Annotated in this window: 6 protein-coding genes; 2 read left to right on the top strand and 4 right to left on the bottom strand. The window is 55.1% G+C overall.

Annotation, left to right across the window (positions count from 1 at the left end; translation table 11 throughout):
- Window positions 1–134: 134 nt before the first annotated feature.
- The 4 genes from proY to phoB form a co-directional block, all read right to left on the bottom strand.
- The gene (gene proY, locus M987_RS10445; protein WP_014069090.1) at window positions 135–1,508 is read right to left on the bottom strand and encodes a proline-specific permease ProY; all 1,374 of its coding nucleotides are present in this window, start codon (window positions 1,506–1,508) and stop codon (window positions 135–137) included.
- 81 nt (window positions 1,509–1,589) lie between these two features.
- Complete coding sequence (gene brnQ, locus M987_RS10440) at window positions 1,590–2,909, bottom strand: branched-chain amino acid transporter carrier protein BrnQ (protein ID WP_014069089.1); 1,320 nt, start codon at window positions 2,907–2,909, stop codon at window positions 1,590–1,592.
- 409 nt (window positions 2,910–3,318) lie between these two features.
- Window positions 3,319–4,614, bottom strand: coding sequence for a phosphate regulon sensor histidine kinase PhoR (gene phoR, locus M987_RS10435; protein WP_014069088.1), 1,296 nt, complete (start codon window positions 4,612–4,614; stop codon window positions 3,319–3,321).
- 21 nt (window positions 4,615–4,635) lie between these two features.
- Window positions 4,636–5,325: a phosphate response regulator transcription factor PhoB gene (phoB, locus tag M987_RS10430; protein WP_003859122.1), complete on the bottom strand. Its 690-nt coding sequence runs from the start codon at window positions 5,323–5,325 to the stop codon at window positions 4,636–4,638.
- Between the two features lie 187 nt (window positions 5,326–5,512).
- On the opposite strand from phoB, the gene sbcD reads away from it, so the two are divergent.
- Window positions 5,513–6,718 carry an exonuclease subunit SbcD gene (sbcD, locus tag M987_RS10425; protein ID WP_014069087.1) on the top strand — a complete coding sequence of 402 codons (1,206 nt, stop codon included), beginning with the start codon at window positions 5,513–5,515 and terminating at the stop codon, window positions 6,716–6,718.
- A complete protein-coding gene (gene sbcC / locus M987_RS10420; RefSeq protein WP_014069086.1) occupies window positions 6,715–9,846 on the top strand; it encodes an exonuclease subunit SbcC in 3,132 nt (1,043 codons plus the stop codon). The genes sbcD and sbcC overlap by 4 nt, the downstream gene beginning before the upstream one ends.
- Window positions 9,847–10,162: the final 316 nt, after the last annotated feature.

Genomic DNA, 10,162 nt, shown 5'->3' with positions numbered 1-10,162 from the left:
AAAGTGAACGGAATAACCACTAGAGCCGTATGTTCCCCCTCACCCCAGCCCTCTCCCCAAAATGGAGAGGGAGCCGTCCGTGCTCGTAATTTTTGTGGGGATCCCTCACCCCACCGGGAGAGGGTGAAAAAGGATTACTGCGCTTGCGCCAGCTGGCGGTCGCGGCGGCATTTAAACATCCAGCCTGCCAGCAACAGAACAATCCACGCAAAGCCCACGTACAGGGAAATACGGGTATCCGGGTGATAGCCAATCAGCCCGATAATAAAGACCAGGAAAACCAGCCCAACAATGGTCGTCACCACACCACCCGGCACTTTGAATTTCAGCGCTTTCACCTCTTCCGGTGGCAGACGGCGGCGGAAGGCAATCTGCGACAGCAGGATCATAATCCACACCCACACGGTCGCGAAGGTCGCCAGCGATGCAATCACCAGGAAGACGTTCTCAGGCATGATGTAGTTGAGGTACACCGCGAACAGCAGCGCAATGGTCATCACCATCACCGTCACCCACGGAATACCGCGACGAGAGGTTTTCGCAAAGACCTTTGGCGCGCTGCCCTGCTCTGCCATCCCGTGCAACATACGCCCCACGCCAAACACATCGCTATTAATGGCAGACAGCGAAGCCGTCAGCACCACGAAGTTCAGAATACTGGCCGCAAACGTGATCCCCAGATGCTGGAAGGTCAGGACAAACGGGCTACCATCGGTGCCCACCTGGTTCCACGGGTAGATAGACATGATGACAAACAGCGTACCCACATAGAACACCAGAATACGCATCGGCACGGAGTTGATCGCACGAGGAATGGATTTCTCCGGGTCTTTCGCTTCACCTGCGGTGATGCCGATAATCTCAATACCGCCGTACGCAAACATCACCATTTGCAAAGACATCACCATGCCGAGCCAGCCGTTGCTAAAGAAGCCGCCGTTGCTCCACAGGTTATGAATACCGGTTGGCTGACCGCCGTTACCGATACCCCAGATGATGATGCCGAAACCGGCCGCAATCATGATGATAATCGTGGCGACTTTAAAGAAGGAGAACCAGAACTCCAGCTCACCAAACACCTTCACGCTCATCAGGTTGATGGCGCAGATGAGCAACACCACGCTTAGCACCCAAATCCAGTGCGGTACGGCCGGGAACCAGACCCCCATGTAGATGCCGAAGGCGGTGACATCGGCAATCGCCACAATCAGGATCTCAAAACAGTAGGTCCAGCCAGTGATGTAGCCTGCCAGCGGTCCTAAGTTATCTTGCGCGTAGCGAGAGAAGGAGCTTGCAGAAGGGTTATGCACGGACATTTCGCCCAGCGCACGCATGATGATATATGCCGCCACACCACCAATGATGTAGGCCAACAGAACGCTTGGACCGGCCATTTTGATGGCATCTGCCGAGCCATAAAAAAGACCCGTACCGATAGCTGAACCCAGCGCCATAAAGCGGATGTGGCGGGTGCTCAGTCCACGTTTGAGTTTGTTAGTGCTTTCCATTTAAATCTTGCCATTCAACACGAAAAAAACAAAAAACCACGGGGCCTTAAGCCCCGTGGTTAAACAGTTTGTTGCCGTTGATTAATGCGCGTTAGAGGTAACCTGACGCCCTGCTGCACGGTCCCAGATAATGGCCAGAACCAGCGCTACAACGGTAGGCATCAGCCATGCCAGACCTTGTTCGGACAGCGGCAGACGCTGTGTCCAGGCTGGCAGCATTTCACTGAATGCTGATGCTTTGATTCCGTCAAGGATACCAAAAAGCAGGCTGATAAACATGGCTGGCGCAATAATTCGCGATGAATTATTCCACCATGGGCGGGTAAAGCTCAACACCACCAGCACAATACACGGCGGATAAATGGCCGTCAGCACCGGAATGGACACCTGAATCAGGTGGCTCAGACCCAGATTTGATACCGCCATTGAGAAGATGCCCAGAATAAACACCAGCGTGCGGTAAGAGAGCGGCAGATACTGAGCAAAGAACTCAGCGCACGCACAGGTCAGGCCAACGGCCGTCACCAGACAGGCCAGGAAAATCAGCACCGCCAGCAACATGCTGCCCGCACCACCAAAGGTGTGCTGCACGTAAGCATGAAGGATAGCGGCACCGTTCGCGTTCTGATCAACCAGCATGGCGCTATCGGAACCCAGGCGGAACAGCGCCAGATACAGCAGCGTCAGACCCACACCGGCCATCAGGCCAGCCCAGACGGTATAGCGGGTCAGCAGACGCGCTTCGGTCACGCCACGGGAACGCGCCGCGTTCACGATAACGATACCAAACACCATCGCGCCCAGCGTATCCATGGTCAGATAACCGTTCACAAAGCCGTTGGAGAACGCCGCATTTTTATAGGCGTCCATGGCATCGCTGATAGGGCCAGCCGGCCAGATGATAGCCGCAACGGCCAGCACGATCAGCGCCACAATTTTCATTGGTGCCAGGAAGTTCCCCACGGTATCCAGCAGTTTGCCCGGATAGAGAGAAACCAGAATCACAATCGCGAAGTACACCAGGCTGTAGATGAACAGCGGCATCGCACCGTCGCCGGTCAGCGGGGCAATCCCCACCTCAAAGGAAACTGTTGCCGTACGCGGGGTCGCAAACAGTGGGCCAACAGCCAGGTAACATACCGTCGCCAGCAGAACGCCCGCCACTTTACCAATAGGTGTGCTCAGGCTATCAACACCACCGCCGACTTTCGCCAGCGCAATGATGGTCAGTACCGGTAGACCTACGGCAGTAATCAGGAAACCAAACGCAGCAGTCCAGACGTGTTCACCCGCCTGTAAGCCGACCATTGGAGGGAAAATGATGTTGCCTGCGCCAACGAACAGCGCAAATGTCATAAAGCCCAGCGCGATGATGTCGCGCGATTTTAAGTGATGGGTCATAAAACCTTACTGCCTGTGGATGTGGTGTTGAAAACGTTGAGATTTTCGCCATCCCTGACGGGACAATACAGCGGAAAATTTGCTCAATTTCAGCGGGATATTCTCCCGTCCTGGCGTGGAGAAGAATAGTTTTTCGATTTACCACGCAAATACAGTCAGTCCGACAGTATCTGGGGGGCAATTTAAACGCTTATAACGTTTAAAGGCAAGGTGGGATCGCAAAACCAGAACAATATGCCAGCATGAGAAAACAGACCAGCACAATACGCTATTTATAAGAAAAACCCATGGCTAATCATGCGAACAAAAAAGCATCAGACGTATAAAATTCATTCAGGTTTCATTTGACCGCAAAGCAAACGGGCCAGCAATCGCTGGCCCGTGGAAAGGAAAAATGACACGCCTGTTGTCAGGCGATCTTTTTGGCAATTAATCGTTCCGGGATAACGAAACTGAAGCGGGTCCCTTTCCCTAACGTGCTCTGAATATCGAGACGGCTTTCATGATGATTGAGCGCATGTTTCACAATCGCTAACCCCAGACCGCTTCCACCAGTCTGTCGCGAGCGTGCTTTATCCACGCGGTAGAAACGCTCGGTCAGACGAGGGATATGTTCCGGTGAAATGCCCGGCCCGTTGTCCTCAACGCTAAATTCGGCTCCTGTCGGGGTATGTTGCCAGCGCACCACAATATGCGTCCCTTCCGGCGTATGATTCACTGCGTTATAGACCAGGTTAGAAATGGCGCTACGCAGCTCATCCTCGCTGCCCAGCACTTTCAGGCCATTATCAACCTCAAAGGTCAGTTGATGTTTTTTATGGCTTAAGGTCTGCGCTTCACGCTCGACAACGCGCAGCATCATCGGCACGTCGATGGTGTCATTCAACGCAAGCGTCGGGGCGGCCTCTATTTTCGATAAGGTCAAAAGCTGTTTCACCAGCCCTTCCATCCGGTGCGTTTGCTCACGCATGGTATGCAGCGCTTTCTCACGTGGCGCGCCTTCCAGCGTTTGCTCCTGCATCATCTCCAGATAGCCCTGGAGCACCGTTAACGGCGTGCGCAATTCATGGCTGACGTTGGCAAAGAAATTACGTCGCGCCCCTTCCAGCTGGTGCATCTGCGTGACGTCACGCGCCACCATCAACCATTGCTGATCGCTGTAAGGCATCACGCGGATCTCAAGGTGACGACCATTGTTCAGTTTCAGATTATGCGGGCGGGTAAAGTCACGTTTTTTCAGATACAGCGTGAATTCGGGGTAACGCAGAAGGTTAAGGATATTCTGGCCATTATCATCCGGCCAGCGCAGCCCAAGCAGCTGTTGCGCCAGGCCATTACACCAGAAGATTGTCCCTTCTTCGGTGGTCAGAATGACCGCATCCGGCAGCGACTCCGCGCCACTGCGAAAACGTTTGATCAGGCTACCGAGCTCACGACGGCGCTTTTTGTTACGCATCTGCATCTGATGCAGTCCGTAGAGCAACGGCTCCCAGCTTCCGCTTCCCGGCGGAGGCGTCATACTGCGGTCAACCCACAGCCACCATGAAAGGCGCAGTAAGTTCCAGAAATGCCAGATCAGCAGCCCGGTAACCGCAGCCAGTAAAAACCACGGCAAGTGTCCAACAAGCGCCCCCAGAATGAGGGCCGGGATACAACAAAGAATGAGTTCAAAAACGAGCCTTTTCCATGACAGACGTTCCAGCACGCGTCACACTCCTGTCATTGTTCAGAAACGGGTCGAAAAACGATAACCCGTGCCGCGGACCGTCTGCACCATACGATCGTGGCCGCTCAGTTCCAGCGCTTTACGCAAGCGGCGAATATGGACATCAACCGTCCGGTCTTCGACATAGACGTTAGTCCCCCAGACGTTATTCAGCAACTGCTCGCGGCTGTAGACGCGCTCTGGGTGGGTCATAAAGAAATGCAACAGCTTGAATTCGGTTGGCCCCATATCGAGTGGGTTTTCGCCGGTCATTACGCGGTGTGACGTTGGATCAAGACTTAAGCCCTGCATCTCAATCACCTCTTCCACTGCCATTGGCGAAATACGGCGCATCACCGCTTTAATACGGGCAACCAGCTCTTTAGGTGAGAACGGTTTAGTGATGTAATCGTCAGCGCCCGTTTCCAGACCGCGCACGCGATCTTCTTCTTCACCGCGCGCCGTGAGCATAACAACCGGAATATCGCGGGTCATCGCTTCACGTTTAATGTGTTTGATGAACTGCAATCCCGAGCCGCCAGGCAGCATCCAGTCCAGCAAAATCAAATCAGGCCAGGGTTCGTTAAGTTGATTCACCGCGCTGTCATAATCTTCAGCTTCTACCGGCTGAAAGCCATTTTGTTCGAGCACGAAGCACACCATTTCACGGATCGGAGCTTCATCTTCTACGACCAGAATACGTCTCGCCATACTTTGCCCTGTCTTATCTTATTTAAGTTACAAGTTTGTAATGCGGCGTCATTATGCGTCAGATTTATGACAGATTTATGAAAAACATTACCACTATAAATGGCAAACTGTTGTTTTATTACAGCGGTTATTTTCCGTTCTCTGAAAGTTTATAATCCTATCTTCTTTTTTTTGCCACGGAACCGTTATGCGCATACTTCACACCTCGGACTGGCATCTGGGTCAAAATTTTTACAGCAAAAGCCGCGCCGCAGAACATGAAGCCTTCCTGAACTGGCTGCTGGAAACGGCCCAGACGCATCAGGTTGATGCCATTATTGTTGCCGGTGATATTTTTGATACCGGGCAGCCGCCAAGCTATGCGCGTGAGCTGTATAACCGTTTTGTCGTTAACTTACAGCAAACCGGCTGTCATCTGGTGATTGTTGCAGGTAACCACGACTCCGTGGCAACGCTGAATGAATCCCGCGACATCCTCGCGTTCCTCAATACGACGGTTGTTGCCAGCGCCGGGCACGCTCCGCAGATCCTGAAAAAGCGCGACGGAACGCCGGGTGCGGTGCTGTGTCCGGTGCCTTTTTTACGTCCTAGAGATATCGTTCAGAGTCAGGCCGGGCTTTCCGGTGGCGAAAAGCAGCAGCACCTGTTGCAGAGCATCACCGACTACTACCACCAGCAGTATGAAGAAGCCTGCGCCCTTCGCGGTGAACAGGCAATTCCCGTGATTGCCACCGGGCATCTGACCACCGTCGGGGCGAGCAAAAGTGACGCGGTACGTGACATTTATATCGGCACGCTTGATGCTTTCCCGGCGCAAAACTTCCCGCCAGCGGATTACATCGCACTGGGGCATATTCACCGCACGCAAATGATTGGCGGCAGCGAACATATTCGCTATTGCGGCTCCCCGATTTCCCTGAGTTTTGACGAGACGGGCAAAACCAAATCCGTGCATCTGGTGACGTTTACCGCTGGCAAACTCAGCGCCGTCGATACGCTAGACGTCCCGGTCACCCAGCCGCTCGCGGTACTCAAAGGCGACCTGATGGCCATTACCACCCAGCTTGAGCAGTGGCGCGGCGTCGCACAAGAACCGCCGGTCTGGCTGGATATCGAAATCACCACCGATGAATATCTGCATGATATGCAGCGTAAAATTCAGGCCTTAACGGAAGATTTGCCCGTCGAGGTGCTGCTGGTGCGCCGCAGCCGTGAACAGCGCGAGAAAATCCTGTTGAGCGCTCAGCGCGAAACGCTTAGCGAGCTGAGGGTCGAAGAGGTTTTTGAACGCCGACTGGCCCAGGAAGAGATGGATGATGCAAAACGCGCCCGGCTGAACGAGCTGTTCGCCCATACGCTGAACGCACTGAATGACGAGGAAGAGAACGCATGAAAATCCTGAGCCTGCGTCTGAAAAACCTCAACTCACTCAAGGGTGAGTGGAAAATCGACTTTACCGCTGAGCCTTTCGCCAGCAACGGTTTATTTGCCATTACCGGCGCTACCGGAGCGGGTAAAACTACGCTGCTGGATGCCATTTGCCTTGCGCTGTACCACGAAACGCCGCGCCTGCAAAAAGTTTCTCAGGCACAAAATGACCTGATGACTCGCGATACCGCCGAATGCCTGGCGGAAGTGGAGTTTGAAGTCAAAGGCACGGCTTACCGAGCTTTCTGGAGCCAGAACCGGGCGCGTAACCAGCCGGACGGCAACTTACAGGCCCCGCGCGTGGAGCTGGCGCGCTGCGAAGACGGTAAAATCCTTGCCGATAAAGTGACAGACAAGCTTGAACAAACCGCAGCCCTGACGGGCCTGGATTACGATCGTTTTACCCGCTCGATGCTGCTCTCTCAGGGGCAATTTGCTGCCTTTCTTAATGCGAAACCCGGCGATCGCGCCGAGCTACTGGAAGAACTCACCGGCACCGAGATCTACGGCCAGATTTCAGCACGAGTATATGAACAACACAAAACGGCCCGCAGCGCCCTGGAGATGTGCGAGGCCCAGGCCGCTGGCGTGGTGCTGTTGAGTGAAGAGCAGCAACAGCAGTTGCAGCAAAGTTTGCAGGTACTTACTGACGAAGAGAAAACCCTGCTGGCACAACAGCAGAGTCAACAGCAAACCTTTCAGTGGCTTACGCGTCACGACGAACTGCTGCGCGAGCAACAACGCGCCACGGCTTTGCAGCAGCAGGCGCAGCAGGCACTGGCTGATGCCGGGCCAGATCTGGCAAAACTTCAGCTGGCGCAGCCTGCCGCCGCGCTGCGTCCGCTCTGGGAGAGCCAGCGCGAGCAGACCGCTCGCCTCGCGCAAACACAGCAGCAGATTGTTGAAGTAAATACTCGCTTACAGGCAAGAAACGCACAGCGGGCGCGGATCCGCAACGGCGCACTACGTACTCGCGAACAACTGCAAGCCGACCTGACGATGCTGGCACAGTGGCTTGCCGGACATGAACGTTTCCGCCAGTGGGGCCAGGAAATTGCCGGATGGCGCGCCCATTTCACCCAACTGAGCCGCGATAAAAATCAAGTTGTTGCACTCACCGCCCGTCTTGCGGAACTGCGTCAAAAACTGGCCGTTTTGCCGGTAAGCAGCCTGATGCTGACGGCAGAAGAGGTTGCGGTGGCGATGGAGCAGCAAGGCCGGTCGCGCACCGCGCGCCAGCGCCTGACGACGCTCCACGCACGCTATCAGCCACTGCAAAAACGCCTGACGCAATATGGCGAAAGCGTGCAAAAAGCCCAGGCTGACCAGGCGAAACTCAACGACACCCTCGCGCTGCGCAGGCAGCAATACAAGGAGAAAAACCAGCACTATCTGGATGTCGAACAGCTTTGCAGACAAGAAGAGAAAATCAAAAGTCTGGAAGCCGAACGCGCCCAGTTGCAGGCCGGGCACCCTTGCCCGCTGTGCGGTTCAACAACGCACCCGGCGGTGACGGAATATCAGGCGCTGGAGCTCAGTGCCAGCCAGCGTCGCCGCGACGAGCTGGCAAAAGAGGTCGCGGCGCTGAAAGAGGAAGGTTTGCTGGTTCTGGGGCAGGTTAATGCCCTGACCCAGCAGATCCAGCGCGAATCAGCTGAGGCGCAAACCTTATCTCAGGAAGAGCAATCACTTACTAACGAATGGCAAGAAGTGTGCAGCTCGCTGAATATTCATCTGAATATTCAGGATGATATCGCCCCATGGATGAACGAGCAGGAACACTACGAGCACCAACTTTATCAGCTGAGCCAGCGCCTGACGCTGCAAAACCAGCTCAACGAGCAGGAAGAGCAGCAGCGGCAGTACCAGCAACAGTGGTCTGCAACCCGCCAGACGCTGGAAAATATGCTGAGTGCGCTGTCGCTGACCGCTCCTGAAGAGGGTGCTGAAGCTGCCTGGCTGGCAGCGCGCGAAAGCGAATTGTCGGTATGGCAGGAAAATCAAACCCGACACAGCGCCATACAGGAGCGTATTAACGCCCTGACGCCACTGCTCGATACGCTGCCAGAGACAGATACCGCAGAGGCTGAAGCCATTATCCCGGATAACTGGCGCGAGATTCACAATGAGTGTGTCTCGCTGCAAAGCCAGCTTGCGACGCTCCAGCAGCAGGAAGGGCTGGAAAGTGAGCGTATGCAGCAGTCGCGGGCCCAGTTTGCAGCAGCACTGGCAGCAAGCACCTTTGCCGATCAGGAGGCATTCCTGGCCGCGCTTCTGGATAACGACACGCTTCTTCGCCTTGAACAACTGAAACAGACGCTGGAAAACCAGAATCAGCAGGCAACAGCACTCTTTGGGCAAGCGAACCAGCAGCTGCAAGGTCACCTGCAACTGCGCCCGGAGGGGGCTGACTGCGATGTCCCTACCTTACAGGCGCAACTGCAACAGCTGGCGCAGAGGCTGCGCGACAATACCACCCACCAGGGTGAGATCCGCCAGCAGCTTAAGCAGGACAGCGATAACCGTCTGCATCAGCAGGCATTGATGCAACAAATCGATGAGGCCGCACGTCTTGCCGAAGACTGGGGTTATCTCAACGCGCTGGTTGGCTCCAGTACCGGCGACAAGTTCCGTAAATTTGCCCAGGGGCTGACGCTGGATAATCTGGTCTGGCTTGCCAACCAGCAGCTTAACCGCCTGCACGGCCGCTATTTGCTCCAGCGTAAAGCGAGCGACGCGCTGGAGCTGGAAGTGGTTGATACCTGGCAGGCTGACGCGGTGCGTGACACCCGCACCCTTTCAGGTGGCGAGAGTTTCCTGGTCAGCCTTGCGCTGGCGCTGGCGCTTTCTGACCTGGTCAGCCATAAAACGCGTATTGACTCTCTGTTCCTGGATGAAGGGTTTGGCACGCTGGATAGTGAAACGCTGGATACGGCGCTCGATGCGCTCGATGCGCTGAACGCGACCGGAAAAACCATCGGTGTGATTAGCCACGTTGAGGCGATGAAAGAGAGAATTCCGGTGCAGATTAAGGTGAAAAAGATTAACGGGCTGGGGTATAGCAAGCTGGATAAGGCGTTTGCGGTGGAGTGATGGTGGGGTAATTCAGTGCGGTCTGGTGCCCTCACGCCGGCCCTCTCCTGGTGGGTTGAGGGATCCCCACAAAAAATACGAGCACGGACGGCTCCCTCTCCTTTTTGGGAGAGGGTTGGGGTGAGGGGGAACATACGGCTGTGGTGGTCATTCCGTTCACTTTATGTTCCTTGCTACTCTGTCACTACAATACCCTGGCGACCCTGGCTCCCGGCAAGAAAATCGCCGCTTCGCGGATTGTTCGCCCCATCCCTGGGGCTCACCCCTTCGGGGCCAGCGCAAGCGCTGTCCAAAATTGCTCCTGGCAATTTTGTCC

Source organism: Enterobacter soli ATCC BAA-2102, assembly GCF_001654845.1.
Lineage (GTDB): Bacteria > Pseudomonadota > Gammaproteobacteria > Enterobacterales > Enterobacteriaceae > Enterobacter > Enterobacter soli.
This window is presented reverse-complemented; position numbering and strand designations above follow the sequence as displayed.

Coding starts and splice junctions, on each gene's coding strand:
- proY (WP_014069090.1), bottom strand. CDS start 1,508: ATGGAAAGCACTAACAAACTCAAACGTGGACTGAGCACCCGCCACATC.
- brnQ (WP_014069089.1), bottom strand. CDS start 2,909: ATGACCCATCACTTAAAATCGCGCGACATCATCGCGCTGGGCTTTATG.
- phoB (WP_003859122.1), bottom strand. CDS start 5,325: ATGGCGAGACGTATTCTGGTCGTAGAAGATGAAGCTCCGATCCGTGAA.
- sbcD (WP_014069087.1), top strand. CDS start 5,513: ATGCGCATACTTCACACCTCGGACTGGCATCTGGGTCAAAATTTTTAC.
- sbcC (WP_014069086.1), top strand. CDS start 6,715: ATGAAAATCCTGAGCCTGCGTCTGAAAAACCTCAACTCACTCAAGGGT.